We start from the raw sequence: 19875 nt of genomic DNA on the forward strand, positions 1-19875 counted from the left end.
ACTTTGTCTGGGCAAGGTATCGTATCAATAAAAATGCTCCAGAAGAACGATTTGCTATGGAAGAAGTAGCAGCAGATGTAGAAGTAGAGGCTAAGTAAAAAGTGAAAAAGAAGATGCAGCATACCCTGGAAAAAGATCATGTATTTGGGTTTGAAGGCTAACCGCCTTTCTGAAATAATTGTGGCCGTGATTTATCCACCGGTATCAAGGACCAGTTGGATAGTCACATCCTATTCTATACGTTTTACTAAAGCATCTATCCCATTTTCAAGTATGGATAGATGCTATTTTGTATACAAGAAGTACTTTACAAGAAATATAAGAGTTTACTAGATGTTTTTAAAAAGGAAAATCGTATATTGATACTTTAGAGGTATATAAGTGTGATAACTCGGAGAATATAAGAATAGGAATAAAAAATCAATAAGAGGGGGAAATAAACATGACTATAAAAAAATTGTTTTCTACATTTACATGAAAGGCATATTGAAGTAATGACCTTAATTATATATGCCAATAATTTTAATCATACTTATTTTAGATGAGTCTGAATAAGAAGAGGCAATCGACAGCGCTGTGACGAGGAAGATTCAACTTCTAACAGCAAAAGAACCGAATGGGAGTTCAATATAAAGTACTTGTGAAATTTGTAAGCTTGTTAGTTGTAAAATAAGCCTGTAAGCGTTATCATTATGTTAAAAGGAGTTATATTACAGGTGAATTAGAGGGTAAAGTATCCATTGTAACAGGTTGGGGTTCTGAGATTTGTGAATCACAGTTGGCCACCAAACCTAAAGTTTGAACGACCTTCATTTAATTTTCTATGGAAAATTTGAAATGGAGGATTCCTACGAACACCAGTGTATCCACTAGTTTCGATAAAAAACTAATAATCTATGCTATGCGTAACTAAGATGTAGAATAGAAAAAGGTGAAGGGAGCTTGATTGCATATGGAAAAGCAATTGCCTAGAACCCCGTTAGAACCCGAAGTGACTGCTGAGATGGTATTAGACAAAGCCATTCGTGATTTCCGAAAAGAGAAACTAGAAAAGGCAATCGATCACTCATTGAAAACTCGAAATAAGGAAGAATTTATACGATTAACAGAAGAATTAAAAAATATGAATTAATACGGTTGGTACAACTCATTCTGACAACTCCCACCACTAAAGCAATGGGGTTCTAAGATACAAGTATACTTTTTAACAGTCCCCTTATCTTTTCATGCGAAAAGAGTTTCTACTGAAACACTAGCGTACGTTCTCTAAGAACATCAACAGACGTATAGCGCATGGCTAGGTACTTCACCAAGTTTAAACCCAAAAAAGACTCCTTGTGTGCTTTCCGTTCCGCATGGGGCGTTGTCACGACCCAATATTTTTATGAACGTTGAAGATTTTACGTGGCAAATGTTATCAATCGCTTCTTGCCACAACTCCCTATCTTCAGTTTTCAAAGAACATCTTGTACAGGGATATTATACTATACACACTTTGGCTAACGCCAACCGAACGATCATCCCATCTCTAAAGAGTGTGCTATTGCACCATAATGGGCTTTCTCGTTCGGGAAATCTGTAAAATATGTGGAAAATGCAGTGAGGAAGTCAATCCTCACTGCATTTTTTGCGTAAGTGGTTGCTGCTCATAGCAACGGGTTGTGAAACGCCAAAAAATCTAGAGCAATTTTTTATGTAATCGGCAACCACACATTCTCCGTTCGGAACCGTACTCTTATTTAAATGAAAAGCTCAAAGAAATAATCACGACTACCGTAGCATCGACTTGGTAGATATGCAACAACTCCACAAAAAACATAAGTAATATTTTAAAAATTAGGAATATTCATTTTAATTGGCGATTTTGTATTTACATTCTTCGGAAATGCCACTATAATTAATCACAATAATTAAATAATCATGATTATAAAAAGGGGAGCACCCCAAATTGGAAATTAATTAAAATTAAGTATGAAGATCCGGGTAGAAAGGGACTGTAATTGTAATTAGTCATTCCAAAATTTTTGTTTGAAATGTCCCTTAGTTAATATGCCAACATCTTGATTACTAGGAAAGAATATTTTTGAAAACGTTTTCAAAATGGATGGTAAATCCATTTATAAAAATGAGGAGGGGGTGTTTCCGTAAAATGAAAGAATAATGTGGTTTTTGTAGCTTCATTACGATTAGCGAAATGTTGTTTTATGTGGCGTGTTTTCACTAGGGATTGCATTCTGTGTTTCATTTTCATATTAATTCGCTAAAAGAAAGAGTCGTGTCTTTTAAGTGCATGTTACAAAAACAACTGAATTCTTGGATGGCTTTATACGATGATGGCTTTATGTTGTCTCATTTTTCAATCAATCTATTGTATTCTAAAATTAGCCTTAAATCCTGGCTAACCTTATTGATCTATTCATTGAAAATACAAGCATAACGCGTATAACCAATACTCATGAACCACTTTTAAAAGTAAAGGAGGAGTTAATTTGAGTAAAAAAGGAATAAACGCAAATATTGTATTTTATGTTTCAGTTCTACTAACGGTCGCATTTATTATTTGGGGTATTTTTTTTACAGAGAGTCTCTCAGCTATTACCGATATCATTTTCGATGGCACCATTGAGTATTTTGGGTGGGTTTATCTTGGTGCAGCTCTGTTTTTTGTCTTATTTTCTGTTTATTTATTTTTGTCTAAATATGGTCATATTAGGTTGGGAAAGAAAACGGACAAGCCAGAATTTAAGACAATATCTTGGTTGGCTATGTTATTTGCTGCCGGTACGGGAGTAGGCATTCTCTTTTGGAGTGTTGCAGAGCCTGTATTTCATTATACGAGCCCTCCTACTGGAGAAGGTTATACAGAAGCAGCAGCTAATGTAGCGTTAAAGTATTCATTTTTCCATTGGGGTTTTCACCCCTGGGCGATCTACACCGTTATTGGTTTAGCTCTTGCATTTTTCCAATTCAACAAACAATTACCCGCATTAGTGAGTTCTGCATTTTACCCTCTTTTAAAAGAAAAAATTCATGGTCCGATTGGAAAAACAATAGATATCCTTGCTGTTTTTGCTACCGTCTTTGGCATAGCTACTTCACTTGGTTTGGGCGCAATGCAAGTTTCAGGTGGGCTTCATTCCTTATTTGATATTCCAAATACACTTGCTGTTCAAATCACCGTTATCGTAGTCGCAACCATCCTGTACTTAATCTCGATATCCACTGGATTAGAAAGAGGGATTCAATACTTATCCAATACTGCTATGGTCCTCTCGTTTTTGATTATGTTATTAGTTTTAGTCATGGGCCCTACTTTTACGATTTTTAAAGTATTTTTTAATACGATGGGCGGATATGTAGATGATTTCATCAGTATGAGTTTAAACGCAAAACCTTTTGGTGACAACAAATGGAATGGCAGTTGGACCTTATTCTATTGGGCATGGTGGATTGCATGGGCCCCTTTTGTAGGCCTGTTTATTGCCAGAATATCGAAAGGAAGAACGATCAGGGAGTTTGTTATCGGCGTTTTATTCGTCCCTGCCCTTGGTACGTTTGTTTGGCTGTCAATATTTGGAGGGTCAGCTCTCCATCTGATCCATAACTTAGGTCAAAAGGAATTGGCACAACAAGTTATTTCAAATGTGGATTTATCAATGTTTCGTTTCTTTGATTATCTTCCAGCAAGTTCTGTGTTAAACATCATAGGCTTTGCAGTAGTGATTATTTATTATATAACAGTAGCTGATTCATCAACTTTTGTGTTGGGTATGCTTAGTGAAAGTGGTAATTTAAATCCCTCGAATAGAATTAAAATTACTTGGGGGATTATCCAGTCAATGGTTGCTGCTGTATTACTTTTAGCAGGTGGCTTAGAGGTACTTCAAACGGCCTCGATTGCAGTTGCATTCCCTTTTGCGATTATTATGGTCTTCATGTGTTGGTCTCTATATAAAGGATTAAAGAATGAGATAAAAGAAGATAAAATCTCAGAACCTAAAGAAAAAATTTCATAATGAGCGGACCTACGAGAAAGAATGATAGAAAATCTACGTTTTATGAATACCATAGAGTAGACTTACGCACGACAAAGCTGAAGCTAGTGAAAAATATAACGTTCATGAAGATTTCAACACCCAAAGTTCAAACCTCCTCTGCTGAGCCTACAGAGGATTGAACTTTGGGTGAAAGCCATATACCTTAAGAAGTCGTAAAATAATAAAAGTATGCTCTAGATTTAGAGATTCATTGCAAATGACTTGAAGTTTTTTGCGAATCAGCTATTTTATGTTACACTCAAAATTAATTATCGTGATTTTGAGGTGTTAAAGATTGAAAAAACAAACAGAAAAAAACAAGGAAAAGCAAACGGTCCGTATGATGTCTTACTTTATTAACGCAGCTGCTGATATTATCGAAAAAGAAGGGATTGATAAGGTTACAATAAGGAAAGTTGCTGATATAGCCGGCTATAATAGTGCAACCATTTATAACTACTTTGAAGACTTATCCCATCTAAATTTCTTTGCTTCTATGAGTATGGTAAAAAAATATACGGATGCTTTACCACAATATATTGAGAAAGCGAAAACCCCTTTAGAAAGATACTTTTTGATTTGGGAATGCTTTTGTAAATTTTCTTTTGAATCGCCAAAAATCTACTATGCTGTATTTTCGGCTGATTTAGGTACTCATCCGGTCAATATGGAAAAGTATTATGATTATTCTCCAACTGATTTATTAGCATTTTTAGCTGATGATGATCTAAAGCTTATGCTTATAGAATCTGATCAATCTAAACGAACATTTATCTCCCTTAAACAATGTATCAAAGAAGGATACATTCAAGAAACGCATGCTGAGAGAATCGCAGAATGTCATTATTTAATCTGGCAAGGGATGCTTACGATGTTCGTCAATAACAGAACGACCTATACAGTTGAAGAAGCAACAGAAATAACGGTCAATCATATTCGTAATGCTACCCCTTTAATTGGATAACTCATATCAACTTCTTGTTTCGAATGATTGTGATCTATTGTCTTGTTTATGTGGGTAGTAAATGGAAATGCTGATTGCAATGTTTCTAAGTTGCGACTTACTAAGAATCCTATTGATATGAGAGCTATAATCCGATTACCAAGAATGGGATAAAAAATGAAGCTAATTAATCCCAGTAAACTTTTGCGATATCGGCAAAAGTGAAGCATAGACCAAGAAATGTATAGACGACCTAAACAATTCCTAGTGAAAAAAAGTGTACATCATCGCTCTATTTGCAGATCCCACTGTATCCCCTTATCCAAAAGGTGATGATGTATACTGTACGATTCGTTCCGCTACTCCCCAAAACACTCATCCACTCCTCATCTTGTCAATATAAAAAAACCTCCAATTAAGTCTGCTAAACGAACATTGACGAAAATACCCAATCATATAACAATCTTCCGAAATCAAATAAGCAGTGAAATGATAAAAGGGACTCTTTTCACATGTCCCTAATTTTTTCTCAACTTTTGGTAGGCATTTACAAACCTCTTTAGGGGATTTTAGCAATGGTCAATCAAGATTACAATATATTAAAAAAGTAATCACATTTAATTTTTATAATTTTTTAAAAATTATAAAAATTATCATTTACAATATCGATCGGAGTTGATATCATAATTATAAATTAATCATGATTACGAAATGAGGTTGATGAATTTGGAAGAGCCCCTTTATAAAAAAGGAGCGCAAAAAATTACCCTAGACTTTTAACTCTAATAATTGTAAACGCTAACAATTTATAACCTTTAAGGCTTGGAAGCCACTCACAATCTACTGATTATAATGGAATAATTGTAGATAGGGGTTGAATTGATTCCCCATAAAAAATAAGAAGGATCACAACAATATGTACTATAGATGATTCAGAGGGAGCGGGATGCAGGATATGGAGAAAAAGAAAATGGTCATCATTGGTGCTGGTGTTGTTGGCTGTAGTATCGCTTATTATTTAAGCAAAATGGGGATGCAAGACATTACGGTGATTGAACAAGGTCCATTATTTGAAACAGGGGGCTCCACTTCGCATGCACCAGGACTTGTGTTTCAACTTGGCTTTTCAAAAGTTCTGACAACATTAGCGAATCAAACCGTGGAGGCTTTTAAAGAGTTGAGTCATGAAGGACAACCTTCTTTCTATTCGGTAGGGAGTCTTGAAGTGGCCAATACAAAGGACCGATTAGACGATTTAAAACGAAAAGCAGGAGTAGGAAAATCTTGGGGAATGGAGGCGTTTGTTCTTACACCAGAAGAATGTGTGGAAAAATGCGCACTCATTAACCCAGATAACATTTTAGGTGGACTGTATGTACCGTCAGATGGAATTGCTAAACCCCTTCGTGCTGTAGACAAAATGGCGAAGTTCGCTGAATCCTGTGGGACGAAGTTTTACGGTCACACAGAAGTGACGGATGTCGAAGTTGTGGATGGTCAAGTAACAGCAGTTGAAACAAGTGCTGGAAGATTCGAGGCTGACTTGATTATTTGCTGTGCCGGATTTTGGGGACCTCGGATTGGGGAAATGGTAGGCGTCACGATTCCCCTTCAACCAATTGCTCATCAATATGTATTTTCGAATGATTTACAAGAACTAGCTGGCGAATCAGAAGAAGTAACAGCCCCGCTGATCCGTGATCAAGATAATGCCATGTATTTTCGTCAAGTATTCAATGGGATCGGGATTGGTTCCTATCAACACCGCCCATTGCCAGTTGAAGTGAGTGACATTTCGAAATATGGAGAAGCAAAAGAAATGCCATCTGTAAAGCCATTTACGCCGGAAGATTTTTTTGAAAAGCCTTGGCAAGATGCCAAAAGACTCATTCCTGGGTTGAAACAAGCAGGTGTGAAACGAGGAATAAACGGGATCTTTTCGTTTACACCGGATGGGATGCCATTACTCGGTGAATCACAGAAAGTACGAGGGTTTTGGGTGGCAGAAGCGATTTGGGTCACCCATTCTGCTGGTGTTGGTAAACAAATGGCTGAATGGATTGTCAATGACGCGCCAACCGTTGATTTAGAGTTATGTGATATTAATCGTTTTGACACTTACGCACAAAGTCCGGCTTATTATAAAAAGCGTTCGATTGAAAATTATGAAAAAGTATACGATGTTCACCATCCATTTATGCCACCGGAAACATCGCGGGATATGCGTGTAAGTCCATATTATATGCGGCAAAAAACAGCAGGGGCTTATTTTAACGAAAAATCTGGCTGGGAGCAGCCACAATGGTATGAAGCCAATGATTCGCTTGTTGCAAACTATGAAAATACTATCTTGAAGCGAAAAGGCTGGGCCGCCCAATATTGGTCACCGATTATTGAGGTGGAACAGCTTCATTTACAGCAACATGTTGGGCTTTATGACGCAACAGCTGCGAAAAAGCGGTTGGAAATTAGTGGTGAAGGGGCGCTTGCGTTTTTACAACAATTGACCACAAGTAATATGGATATTCCGATTGGACATGTGACAAGTACATTGATGTTACATGAATTAGCAGGGATAAAAGATGAAATAAAGGTGATTCGTACAAAAGCCTCCACGTTCTTTGTTCTTTGTACAGGAGCAGTGGAAGCAAGTTGGATGAAAAAACACGTATCCGTATCGAGCCAAGTTGTGATTCAAGATGTAACATCCGGAATGTGTGGGCTAGGTGTCATGGGTGCTAAAGCGGGTGAGATGATGCAAGCTCTTGATCCAAAGACTTTTGACAGTAGTGAATGGGAGAGTGGCCAAGCCAAAGACGTATTTATCGGAAATGCTCCAGTCCTCGCTGTATACGATACCTATGCAGGTACAGATAGATGGGAGTTTTTCACCACTTTCGATCAAGGATTACAGCTATGGGATGCACTATTTGAAGCGGGCCACCGATATCAGCTCATACCTGCAGGTGACCGAGCTCTTGAAAGCATACGGATTGAATCCCTTTCATTAAGAAGTGGGAAAGATTTCTGGAGTGAACATGATCCATATGAAGTAGGACTCGATCATATGGTTGATCTTACGAAACCAACATTTATTGGGAAACAAGCATTGATAGACCGTAAGGAAAAGGGGCCTAAGTTATTGTTAACGACACTATTACTCGATGATCCGTCCATGGTTGTGATGGGGTATGAACCGGTAGTAGATGAAGGAAAGGTTGTCGGGTTTGTGACAAGTGCTGGGTATAAATACAGCATAGGCAAGGGGATTGTGTATGCACTGTTATCACCTGAAGCGGTAAATAGAGAGGGCGAATTAAGTATTGAATACTTTGGACAACGTTACACAGCCAAAATAATGACAAAGCCAGCTGTGATTGCTCATCAATAAGGTCAGGATAACTAATTTTATGATGTCATGATGATCGATTTGGAACGATAAGTAGTACAGCAGGGGTCGATTTACATTTACTAGTGCTGTAGAAGCAATTAGCAGATTTGATGATAAGTGGTAAAACAAATCATCCCATTGAATTATTCAGCCTGTAGCGTTATGTATTTTTGTGAATTTATAAGGAAGCTCCCACATAGTTTCGTTAACTTTTCAAAAGACTAAAGGAGGAATAACAGATGGCGATGGATCAAAGCGTGATAAATGGTAAAGGGAAAATCCGATCTACACTAAGAGGAGAATTTTATACATCACCAGCCATTTTTGAATTGGAAAAAAAGGAGATTTTTTCAAAATCATGGCTTTTCGTTGGCTATGAATATGAGGTAGCGAACCCAGGTCAGTATATCACAACAAGAGTCGAGGGAGAAAATATTCTGATTGTGAGGGGCAAAGACCATGTGCTCCGTGCTTTCTTAAATGCCTGCCGTCATCGTGGAGCAACCCTCTGTAGCGAATCTTCTGGAAAAGTAGGGATCATCCGCTGTCCATATCATTCTTGGAGTTATGGGCTTGATGGTTCTTTACGTGGTGTTCCCAAATCAAGTGAATGCCATGAAGAGTTAGTGAATAATGATACGTACCGCTTAGAAGAAGTACAGCTTCAAACCTGGCATGGCTTGATCTGGCTGAATTTTTCTGAAAATCCAGAGTCAGTGGAGCAACAATTAGACACACAAATTATGGATCGCTTTGGCGAACTTGAGACATTCGCCAGATACCAAATTCCAACGTTAAGAGTCGCTCACTCTAAGGAGTATGATGTGAAAGCAAACTGGAAGATCATTGTAGAAAACTTCCAGGAATGTTACCATTGCTCGGCCATTCACCCTGAATTAACAGCAGCTCTTCCTGAATTCAAATCAGGTGTCGGAACACAAAATCAAGTGGGTCTAGGGGCCAGTTTTAATGAAAATTTAGAAGCTTTCTCCATTAGCGGGAAAGGCAATAGGCCGATGTTAAAAGGATTACTTCCTGAAGATGACCGTTTATATTTTGGCATGACCATGATTCCGCATGTATTCATCAACTTAACACCGGATCATGTCATTACGCACCGGATTATTCCGATAAGTGGGGAAAGATCGATTGTGATTTGTGATTGGCTATTCGATCCTGAAGAAATGGCCAAACCAGATTTTGATCCAATGGACGCTGTTGAACTATTCCATCGCGTGAACGAGCAGGATTTCGAAGCTTGTCAATGGTGTCAAGATAATATGGGCTCAAAAGCCTATAAAAATGGTGGAATCTTAGTACCAATTGAACATCACGTATCTAAATTTTACGATTATGTTTTAGAGTCCGTTGGTATGAAAGATGCCTAACAGAAAAATCTCACGTATGATGTGATCTCCTCTAGAGTGAAGTATTATTCAATAGAGTATAACAAGATAATCTTTTCTTTTGGTAAAATACTAGAATAAATGCTGTTACCTTAGACTCTTGGTTTTATACGAATCTCACAATGAAGCACTATAAATATGAGATTGAGCACTATAAGGAGTGAATGGTATGTCCCAAAATAATCAAGTTTTTGACCTTACCATTATTGGCGGAGGACCTACTGGTTTATTTACCGCCTTTTATGGCGGAATGCGTCAATGTACAGTGAAAATTATTGAGAGTCTTCCACAATTAGGAGGGCAATTAGCTACCCTTTATCCAGAGAAATTTATCTACGATATTGCTGGTTATCCCAAAATACGTGCTAAAGAATTAATCCATGCTTTAAAAGAACAAGCTTTTCATTTTAGTCCGACCGTTTGTTTAGAGGAACGTGTTCAATATATAAAAAAACTCGACGGTCATTTTGAAATGATAACAAACAAAGGTGTTCACTTTTCAAAGGCGATCATTCTAACAGCGGGTGTAGGTGCCTTTGAACCAACACGGCTAGACCATCCTCAGGCAGCAACATTTGAAGGAAAGAATCTTCATTACTTTGTTGAAGATTTGAATCAGTTTGCGAATCAAAAGGTTGCAATTGTTGGCGGGGGGGATTCTGCTGTTGATTGGGGACTTATGTTGGAAGCTATCGCTCAAGAGGTTCATATTATCCATCGCCGAGATAAGTTTCGTGCCCATGAGTATAGTGTAGAAAATCTTAGAAATTCTACCATCAATATTTTGACACCTTATGAAGTAAAGGATCTTATAGGGAGCGAAAGGATTGAGAAGCTAGTCATTTCTACTAGTAAAACTCAAGAAGAAAAAATCATTGAAGTGGATGCTGTCATTGTCAATTTCGGTTTTAAATCTTCACTTGGCTCTATTAAAGAGTGGGGATTAGAGATCGAAAAAGGTAGTATCGTAGTCAACTCAAAAATGGAAACATCAATTCCTGGTATTTACGCGGCAGGGGATATTACTACTTATCTGGGGAAAGTAAAGTTAATTGCAGTTGGATTCGGGGAAGCGCCAACAGCGGTGAATAATGCAAAAGCTTATATCGATCCTGAAGCTAAATTACAACCTGGCCACAGTACGTCAATGAATTTAGAAAAATCAGATTTTGTCACAACCCGTTAGCTTTGTTATTTTTCTGCAGGAGGGTATATGAATGGTCAAGTACACAATGGTTGATCAGGAAACATGCATTGCTTGTGGGACTTGTGGAGCATGTGCTCCTGACATTTACGATTATGATGAGGAAGGGGTTGCTTTCGTAATCTTGGATGATAATAGAGGGATGGTTGAAATTCCTTTTGACCTTCATGAAGATATGCAAGATGCATTGGAAAGCTGCCCAAGTGGATCTATTAAAGTTGCGGAAGCCCAGTTTGACAGTGACGCAAATAAATTCGAATAAACAGATGGCTTTTCACGAAAGGGTGCTTTAGTTCAAAGCTACATTAAAAGCAAAAGAAGAATTTAATGAGAAGATTACAGAGTTATATAATGAAAATTTTATTGTCTGGAAAGAGTACGAAGAAGAATTAAACTCTTAGGATAGAGGTGAAAAGACTCGATCAGAAGGAGCAAGATAAAGAGAGGGAACTGAATGTTAAATGTTATATGAAGGGGAAAAGACCAGAAGTCTGCTCCCTCGTCCTTTTTTAGGAACAGGTGGGCAAGATAAGGTTTCATTTAAACGTAGAGAAAGATTAATTGTGAATTATAAAAAAAAATTCTCAGTATATCTTGAGAATTGGTTAGTTTTTCAATTATCTTCTATGCATTAATTCATGTGATTTTCCGTACATATCCATTCCGAACTTTAATGATTCTAAGAACTTTTTCAAATGTGTCATCCCCTTTCTAATTTATGAGATTATTTTCTTTGGTTTTACAATTACTTTCCCCATATTCTTTCAAGTGCATTTGCATACATATCCATTCCCCACTTAATTGTTTCTACGAAATTTTTCATTCATATCATCCCCTTTCTTATACTCTTATTATGGTTTATAAGTAATATTTTAACAACGCTGTTGAAATCGGTAACATTTATGATGAAAGCGATAACAAACGCAATGAAAACGGCCTCATATAATGTTTTCTTACTATTTTGCTGTTTTTCTCGGTTTTTTATAGGCAATCAACAAAAGTGCAGTCACTGGCCAAACAGCCCGCAGTTTTGAACGTACCACTTCAGAAGCTCGGAAGCTGGGTTTGAACCCAGCGAATTCAAATAGATAAGAAAGCAGAAAACAAGAGGTGCTAAATTTCCTAGTTAACGGACAGTGAGATCAATTAACCGTGAAAATTAACCTTCCCCGCATCGTAACCCAGCTATCAGAATGGAAATCGAGCAAGAAGTAGCAGCTGCAAGGGAACCCGTCAAACATCTAACGCAGTGGGAGGTACAACAGAAAATCGATGCCAGAAAAGCAAATACAACACCCTCCGAAAATGTCAAACGTTCCGAGATCAGGAAGACAAAAAAACGAGCAAACAGAAAAAGAGCGAAAATGATATTAGAGAGAAGCGCTTTGACGTCATTAGATGCAGTTTCGTGACCAATCTGTATCATTGTGTCAGAAACGATCTTAGAAAGGAGTTCCTATGCAAGGAGTTTTAAAGAAAGGTGCAAAAGTCGCTGGAACCATTGCCATTCTCAAAAACCCTATCACTTAGATTATTGCAGGCATCCTTCTTCTTCTCACTTCTATTTTCGGATTTGCTTTGTTTGTTTCAATCAGTTTGGGCGGTGAGGACCAGTTTGAATCGGGAGTGTCTAGTCCAGGAGCCGGAGGAATAGCACAAGAGTCAAATCAAACAACACATAAAAAGGGCACCTTTTCATTTAAGCGCCCATGATAAGGTAACCTTTAACATATGGATGTAAGGGAATCTTTTTATTATTATGATGTCCTGGATAATGCCCTCCTACGTGCTGAATATACGGATCTTGTTTCCATTGAGGCTGAGGGTACCATAACTGTGGAGGGAACATCTGCTGATATGGAAACATTTGCTGATATGGAAACATTCGATGATTATGATACCAAGTTTGGTTGGGGTTCCATTGTAGCCGAGATTGATATTCGGGATATTGGGAGTATTGATGGGATATCAATTTTTCACCTTCTCCATCTTAGTATTCCATATATGGTATGTGGTGAGAAGGAATTAGAGAATGTACTATGTGTATATAAATGCTGAAATACTGTACATTTTTGAGAAACATACACGAATCCAAAAGGGCTTTACCGTAGTCAAAGACATTACAATAGTTTGCCTAAACATGGTTAAAATAGACTACTCAAGATAGATTATTAAACGATCAAATCTCTATTCAATTTGTTCAACATTTATTCCTTCATACTCCATCTAAAAATTTTTGATAGAAATCCTTTTTTCTTTCCTTTGACTGCTCAGTCGAGCTTCAATTAACAGTAATTACTCTTTTAATTCAGTTCTTTTTTTGCTCTTCCTGTTTTTATTATATACATGTTCAACGTACCTTAAATTTGTTGGATTTAAAGTTCAGATTCAATCTCTCAGCTTAGTAGGCATTAAACCATTTTATTTACATCGCATACATTATAAAAGAAAAAAGCCCAAAGTATTTTGGTTAAACAGGAGGAAATTATATGAGAAGAAATTTAAAGAAATACGGGCAAACTCTAAATCAAGTGGGCGGGAATTTAGTTTATATCTCTAATATGGTACATCCTACTTATATTGATGGAGTAATTTCTGATTATGATCAGTATTGCGTAGATTTAAAAAATGCAATTAGTGTAGGGCAGTGTAGCATCCAATCTCTAGAGACTATTGCATCCCCAAATCTTTTGGATATTGAACATGGATTATTAGTGAAATCATTCAAGGGGATTTTGAATTGTTTGAATAATTTATTATGCAAAATTGATTATGATAACCTCATAGAATTAAAGGAAGATGATATACAAAAGGAAATTTCCAAATTAAAAGGCATTGAACAAGAGCTACATGTGACAACATTGAGTATATTAAAAAAAACAAATTTACAGCCAAGTAGGGAGAAGTTTTGAGCTGGTGGAAACATGAAGAAGATCATATTTAAAATACCTTACCCCCTAAGAGACCTAGTTTCAGTAAGTCGTACCGCACTTGAAATAGAACAAACCACTTTATTAGAAAAAAAGCGGAACAAGAAGCATGGGGATAGTATTAAATACTTATCGCCAAAGTTTCTTTAATTACCTTGCCTCTAGGGATAAAAGATAGGGGTTCATTTGGCTACTTAATCTAACTACTTAAACTAACCTGATGTAGTGGTACAACAAAAAAGGGTGTTACAATGACACAGATCCGATCTTAGAGTAATGCACTAGTTAGCCTTCCATGCAACGCAACCCGGAGTGCTAATAAGGTTCGTGTGTAGTCACGCGTATTAAACATGGTAAGTACCAAGCTGTTTATGCTATATGTATATTATAGAATTAACGCCGAATAAATGAAGTTAAGAGGACTAATAGAGGCTATTCACCGCGTTTTGCAAAAGCTATACCTATAAGTTTTACAATAAACTTCTGAAGAAATGCCATCGCCGTGTATTTAGATTCGAATACAAATATTGGAACCATTCCAAGAACAACGACAAACAAAAACAAGCCAATCGTTTTCAAATCCACCTTCAGACTGTGCAATCGATCCATTTTTCACCCAAGATGGATTGGATTCTCTATCCTTAAAACAGCCTTTTATTCAGCTTCCTCATCATTTAATTCGTGTTTCTTTAGAGCTTTTGTTGTTTGTTTCAAATTATTATTCAACTCTAGCTTCAAGAAAGTCTTCATTGTTAGCAAACTTCACATTACCTTTACTCGTCAGAACATTCATAATCTCAAAGCCGCTTTTTTCATTTTTCAACATTCTAAAAATGGCCAGGATAACTTCTACTTCATTCTTGACGGATGTTTTTCTGAAAGTTCACTTCTGAAAAAGCAGTATTCTTCCTTGCTTTTTTCAATCTTTTTAATCGATTTTCCTTGTAATTTCGATCCTTATTATGATCGATCGCGATCCGCCATGGCCAAGTACGAATTTTTGTGTGATTATCCTATAAATCTACGAATTTTCAAATCGTACTGCTAATCAACCAAACTGAAAAAAGGTCATTGGTGAACTGTTTTTATAAAATGGTCCTCTGTATGTAAAAAGCGAGCTATGTTCATTTGTCTCGCTTTTCCAACCAAAAACTTGCCTATAAACCTTTATCATCTTCCATGAATTGCACCAATGCCTGATACGCCGCCAAAATGTGCAGCCCCACCAACATGACTAACCCCCGGAATTCCACCAGAAAATGCTGTATGCTGACCTAATCCCGAAACGCCTGTAAATCCTCCATACGAACCTAAAATTGGTACATAGGGAGTGCCGTAATAGTATGTGGATGGATAGTATTGATACCAGCCATAATGATATGGTCCATAGAATTGTCTATTCATCGAAAAATCACCTCTCAAGTAAGTTGATATCATTCTATGCGGGTGTATTATCGTGGGAATGGATTCTTAATAGGGTTTTAGTTTATAAGGGATTTTGTCATAAAAGGGGTAGCGTCACATGCTCATCAAGCTAATGAAACGAATTTTCTCAAAAATGAAAAAAGCGTTATTCTTTCAGTAAACTACTCGAAAAGGATGACGTTTTTTCATGGACCTCTCGCTTTCTGAAGATTTACATCTATTCTCACAAGAATTACAACGCTTTCTATCTTCAACAGTCCTACAAGATCTCGCCAAACAAGTTGGTTTTGTGCAGCGCTCCAGTAAATATCAAGCAGATGAACTTATCGCCCTTTGCGTTTGACTCAGCCAAGAAGTCGCTAGTACATCGCTTACGCAACTATGTAGTCGATTAGAGGCTTCGACGGGCGTACTCATGAGCCCAGAAGGACTGAATCAATGCTTTAATCCAACAGCTGTCGCATTTCTTCGAGAATTCTTTACTTTACTCCTTACACAGAAACTCTGTGCGACAAAATCGCTAACTTCACGTATCCTTTCTGTTTTCAAACGGATTCGGATTCTAGATGCAACGGTGTTTCAGTTACCTGATTCCTTCGTCACTGATTATCAAGGATCTGGAGGGAGTAGTAACACGGCTGGTGTGAAAATCCAACCTGAATACGATCTGCTTAGTGGCCAATTCTTAAATGTGCAGCTAGGGCCAGGAAAAAATAACGACAAAACATATGGTACGGATTGTCTTGAAAATGTCGAGGCAAGTGATTTATGCCTGCGTGACTTAGGTTATTTTGATTTGCGAGATTTACAAGCGATTCATGAGTTGAGAGCCTATTATATATATCGATTGAAATTAAATACACGTATTTATGTGAAAAATCCGGAACCAGAGTATTTCAAAAATGGCACGTTGAAAAAGCAAACAGAATATACTCAGCTCGATATGATACAGATCATGAAGGAACTGGAACCAGGTGAGACCATTGAAATTTCGGAAGCTTACATTGGACAGATTCAGAAATTACCGACACGTGTAATCATCCACCGATTAACGAATGATCAAACCGAAACACGACTGAAAAACCAAGCCGTACGTGAGAAAAAGAAAGGGATTGTCATGAAGGACAACAGTAAGTAGCTAATGGGAATCAACTTATACATCAAGATAAAGCGTTGTCAAAAGGATAATAAAAAGAGAAAGTTCACCCCCTAGAAATATCCCCTACAAAGACTTGACTCAACCCTGTTTTTAAATCAAATCTATGAAAATGATATTGTGGTATAGTCTGGTGTTTGTGAACGTGGTGAATCACACGAGATGAGCTATAATAAATGGAAAGAGAATGATGATTTATGAAGGAAGGTGACAGACATGGATCAGAGACTTCTGATTTCGATATGTCAAATGTATTATGAGGATAATATGTCACAGCAGCAGATTGCCAATGCTACTGGTTTATCGTGAATTAAAATATCCAGATCCTTACAAAAGGCAAGGGAATTAGGAATTGTAAAGATAATCATTGATTATAGTGGTGCTTGGATAGATATGGCGTGGGTAGCAGGGATTGGACTCTTTGTACTTCTGCTTTAACTGGTGGTAAAATTTCGAAATTTTTAACTAACGTTTTTGCAGCTGTGGTTGGCGGTGTAATAGGTGGTTTTTTACTTTCCTTAATTCTATAAAATAAACTTAAATATCAGATGGTAACCATGAAAAAACAAGAGACAGTAAAACATAGATAAGTTGCCTAGCGAAAAAAGCGTATTTTAATAGGATTTTTGGTATTCCTACTTTTCCATTATTCACTTGTTTTGAAACAATAATTATTTCGTATCTAGTCATTTACATCCTTAGCTTGAGAGGCATGGGGTAGAGTCAGAAGATGCGGTTTCCTGACCCTATCCCCCATAAAAAAAACATCCCTCTGCATAGACATCAACCATTCCGATTTATTATTTTTCTAAATAGCGATATATCGTCGTTCGAGACATACCCCACTTTTTCCACAACAACCTTAATCGGTGTATCACTTTCAATCAGTGCTTTTATCATTTCAATATCTTTTGGTCCATATTTCTCAGGACGGCCGCCAAGACGACCACGGGCTCTTGCTGCTACCCGTCCTGCAGCCGAGCGTTTTCGATCAGATTACACGTTCAAATTCTGCAAACAGGTGGAACATCAATTGCCCCGTGGCATTGCTTTTGTCCATTAGTAAGTTTTCTTACAAACTGTGAAACCCCACCTCGTTCGTTCAAGCTGTTCACAATTTGAATCAAGTCTTGTAAGTTGCGTCCAAGTCTATCCAATCGCCAAGCAACAATCGTATCAAAAATGTTATTATGGTTAAAATCTCAATTTTAGTTTTCTAGTGTAAGTATTTACTCGGAATCTTTTAGATGAAATTGAAAGGGGATACGTGATTTTGAACAAAAAACACCTAGATTTACTCGCCAAAAAATATGATAGTGAAGAAAAAGTGGTAACTGAAATTATTAATCTTGAATCCATTCTTAACCTACCAAAGGGGACAGAACATTTTGTCAGTGATTTACACGGGGAGTATCGAGCCTTTCAACGTGTGTTAAGAAATGGTTCGGAGAGAGTAAAAGAGAAAATAAGAGATATTTTTAACGATGTATTATCAGAAAAAGAAATTAATGAATTGGCGACATTAGTTTATTATCCTGAAGAGAAATTGCAGATAATAAAGAATGATTTTGATAAGGAACAAGAATTAAACCAATGGTATACAGAAATTATTGATCATATGATTAAGCTCATTTCTTATGCCTCCTCCAAATATACACGCTCAAAATTACGTAAAGCATTGCCTAATCAGTTTGCCTATATTATCGAAGAGCTACTATACAAAACGGATGAATCCACGAATAAGGAACAGTATTACATAAAAATTGTTCAGCAAATTATTTCCCTAGGACAGGCTGATCAGCTTATTATAGGTCTTGCTTATAGTACTCAGAGGTTGGTTGTTGACCATCTTCATGTAGTGGGAGATATTTATGATCGCGGACCAGAGCCTGATAAAATTATGGATACTCTAATCAATTATCATTCTGTTGATATTCAGTGGGGAAATCATGATGTACTATGGTTAGGTGCCTTTGCTGGTTCAAAGGTTTGTCTCGCTAATATTATTCGTATCTGTGCCAGGTACGACAATTTGGATATTATTGAAGATGTGTATGGAATCAATCTTAGACCACTTCTTAATCTTGCGGAGAAATACTATGAGGACAATCCAGCCTTTAGACCGAAGAGACATTCAGATAAAAAACTATCTAATCATGAACTATTACAAATTACAAAAATTCATCAAGCCATTGCCATGATTCAGTTCAAACTTGAGATCTCTATCATAAAGAGACGCCCGAACTTTAATATGTCGGAAAGGCTTTTGCTGGAGAAAATTGATTATGGCAAAAACGAAATAACAATTCATGGGGAAACGTACCCACTAGAAAATACTTGCTTTGCAACGGTAAATCAAGGACAAGCTGATCAATTATTAAAGGAAGAAGAGCAAGTGTTGGATAAGCTTTTATTTTCTGTCCAACATTCAGAAAAGTTAGCAAGACATATGAAGTTTCTTATGAAGAAAGGCAGTCTTTATTTGAAATATAACGGGAACTTATTAATACATGGCTGTATTCCTTTAAATGAAAAAGGAAATATGGAAAAAATGGTGATTGAAAATAAAACCTATGCAGGTCGTGATTTACTAGATATTTTTGAACATTATTTACGACATGCATTTGCACATCCTGAAGAGACAAATGATCTTGCAACAGATATGGTCTGGTATTTATGGACAGGAGAATATTCATCACTCTTTGGAAAAAGAGAAATGACAACCTTTGAAAGATATTTCATTAAGGATAAGGCAACCCACAAGGAGAGAAAGAATCCATACTACCATTTACGTGAAAATGAGGAAACCTGCCGCAAAATTCTAACAGAATTTGATCTTAATCCTGATCAAGGGCGTGTAATAAATGGCCATACACCAGTTAAAGAAATTGACGGAGAAAATCCAATTAAAGCAAATGGAAAGATGATTGTCATTGATGGAGGCTTTTCCAAGGCTTATCAATCAAAAACAGGGATTGCTGGATACACTTTATTATATAATTCCTACGGTATGCAACTTGTTGCGCATAAACATTTTAATTCAAAAGAAGATGTTCTGCTAAATGGAACTGATGTTTTATCAGTAAAAAGATTGGTGGATAAAGAACTAGAGAGAAAAAAGGTTCTAGAAACAAATGTTGGAGAGGAATTATTGCAGGAAGTCTCTATTTTAAGAAGTCTTATGGAATATCGCTATATGAATTGAGTCATCAATCATTACTATTTAATAGGTTCTATAATATAGAATAATGCTTAGTAACATTGTGTTAACAAGCAGGACCTACACTTTTACAACCAAGGATAATTCTTCCTAATTTTGCACGATAGGAAGCCAAGATTTGATCAGCCAAGGGATTAAAACCAATGACCATAAAAGTAGATGA

The 19875-nt window shown here is 36.9% G+C and carries 12 protein-coding genes and 3 pseudogenes; 12 read left to right on the plus strand and 3 right to left on the minus strand.

Annotated features, from left to right (window positions below):
* Positions 1-952 precede the first annotated feature (952 nt).
* From AC1MGI_RS20885 to AC1MGI_RS20925, 9 genes are all read left to right on the plus strand, one after another.
* Positions 953-1132 (plus strand): IDEAL domain-containing protein, encoded by a 180-nt coding sequence (locus AC1MGI_RS20885; RefSeq protein ID WP_062186866.1) that lies wholly within the window; start codon positions 953-955, stop codon positions 1130-1132.
* Positions 1133-2489: 1357 nt separating this feature from the next.
* Positions 2490-4016 (plus strand): glycine betaine uptake BCCT transporter, encoded by a 1527-nt coding sequence (locus tag AC1MGI_RS20890; protein WP_480349934.1) that lies wholly within the window; start codon positions 2490-2492, stop codon positions 4014-4016.
* 316 nt (positions 4017-4332) lie between these two features.
* The gene (locus AC1MGI_RS20895) at positions 4333-5001 is read left to right on the plus strand and encodes a TetR/AcrR family transcriptional regulator (protein WP_082675243.1); all 669 of its coding nucleotides are present in this window, start codon (positions 4333-4335) and stop codon (positions 4999-5001) included.
* 934 nt (positions 5002-5935) lie between these two features.
* A complete protein-coding gene (locus AC1MGI_RS20900; RefSeq protein ID WP_480349936.1) occupies positions 5936-8371 on the plus strand; it encodes a GcvT family protein in 2436 nt (811 codons plus the stop codon).
* Between the two features lie 239 nt (positions 8372-8610).
* On the plus strand, positions 8611-9759 hold the full coding sequence (locus AC1MGI_RS20905) for an aromatic ring-hydroxylating oxygenase subunit alpha (protein WP_480349938.1): 1149 nt from the start codon (positions 8611-8613) through the stop codon (positions 9757-9759).
* Between the two features lie 187 nt (positions 9760-9946).
* Entirely contained in the window at positions 9947-10963 is a 1017-nt protein-coding gene (locus AC1MGI_RS20910) for an NAD(P)/FAD-dependent oxidoreductase (RefSeq protein WP_480349939.1), read from the plus strand.
* Positions 10964-10994: 31 nt separating this feature from the next.
* The gene (locus AC1MGI_RS20915) at positions 10995-11243 is read left to right on the plus strand and encodes a ferredoxin (RefSeq protein WP_480349940.1); all 249 of its coding nucleotides are present in this window, start codon (positions 10995-10997) and stop codon (positions 11241-11243) included.
* A 1469-nt stretch (positions 11244-12712) separates the two neighbouring features.
* Positions 12713-13039: a hypothetical protein gene (locus tag AC1MGI_RS20920; protein WP_480349941.1), complete on the plus strand. Its 327-nt coding sequence runs from the start codon at positions 12713-12715 to the stop codon at positions 13037-13039.
* A gap of 431 nt (positions 13040-13470) precedes the next feature.
* Positions 13471-13893, plus strand: coding sequence for a hypothetical protein (locus AC1MGI_RS20925; protein ID WP_480349942.1), 423 nt, complete (start codon positions 13471-13473; stop codon positions 13891-13893).
* A 450-nt stretch (positions 13894-14343) separates the two neighbouring features.
* Here the strand turns inward: AC1MGI_RS20925 and AC1MGI_RS20930 are convergent, their stop codons facing one another.
* Positions 14344-14520, minus strand: coding sequence for a hypothetical protein (locus AC1MGI_RS20930; RefSeq protein WP_480349943.1), 177 nt, complete (start codon positions 14518-14520; stop codon positions 14344-14346).
* 561 nt (positions 14521-15081) lie between these two features.
* On the minus strand, positions 15082-15315 hold the full coding sequence (locus tag AC1MGI_RS20935) for a hypothetical protein (RefSeq protein WP_480349945.1): 234 nt from the start codon (positions 15313-15315) through the stop codon (positions 15082-15084).
* A 208-nt stretch (positions 15316-15523) separates the two neighbouring features.
* Here AC1MGI_RS20935 and AC1MGI_RS20940 point away from each other — a divergent pair.
* Together AC1MGI_RS20940 and AC1MGI_RS20945 are read left to right on the plus strand one after the other, a co-directional pair.
* A pseudogene (locus AC1MGI_RS20940) lies at positions 15524-16471 on the plus strand (IS4 family transposase); the annotation flags it as partial.
* A 369-nt stretch (positions 16472-16840) separates the two neighbouring features.
* A pseudogene (locus tag AC1MGI_RS20945) lies at positions 16841-17022 on the plus strand (Lin0368 family putative glycerol transporter subunit); the annotation flags it as partial.
* A 270-nt stretch (positions 17023-17292) separates the two neighbouring features.
* On the opposite strand, the pseudogene AC1MGI_RS20950 reads toward AC1MGI_RS20945, so the two are convergent.
* Positions 17293-17670: pseudogene (locus tag AC1MGI_RS20950) on the minus strand (recombinase family protein); the annotation flags it as partial.
* Positions 17671-17765: 95 nt separating this feature from the next.
* On the opposite strand from AC1MGI_RS20950, the gene fbp reads away from it, so the two are divergent.
* Positions 17766-19697, plus strand: a complete 1932-nt coding sequence (gene fbp / locus AC1MGI_RS20955) for a fructose-1,6-bisphosphatase (protein WP_480349947.1) — start codon at positions 17766-17768, stop codon at positions 19695-19697.
* Positions 19698-19875: the final 178 nt, after the last annotated feature.

The sequence above is a fragment of the Peribacillus sp. BM1 genome (genome assembly GCF_056679975.1).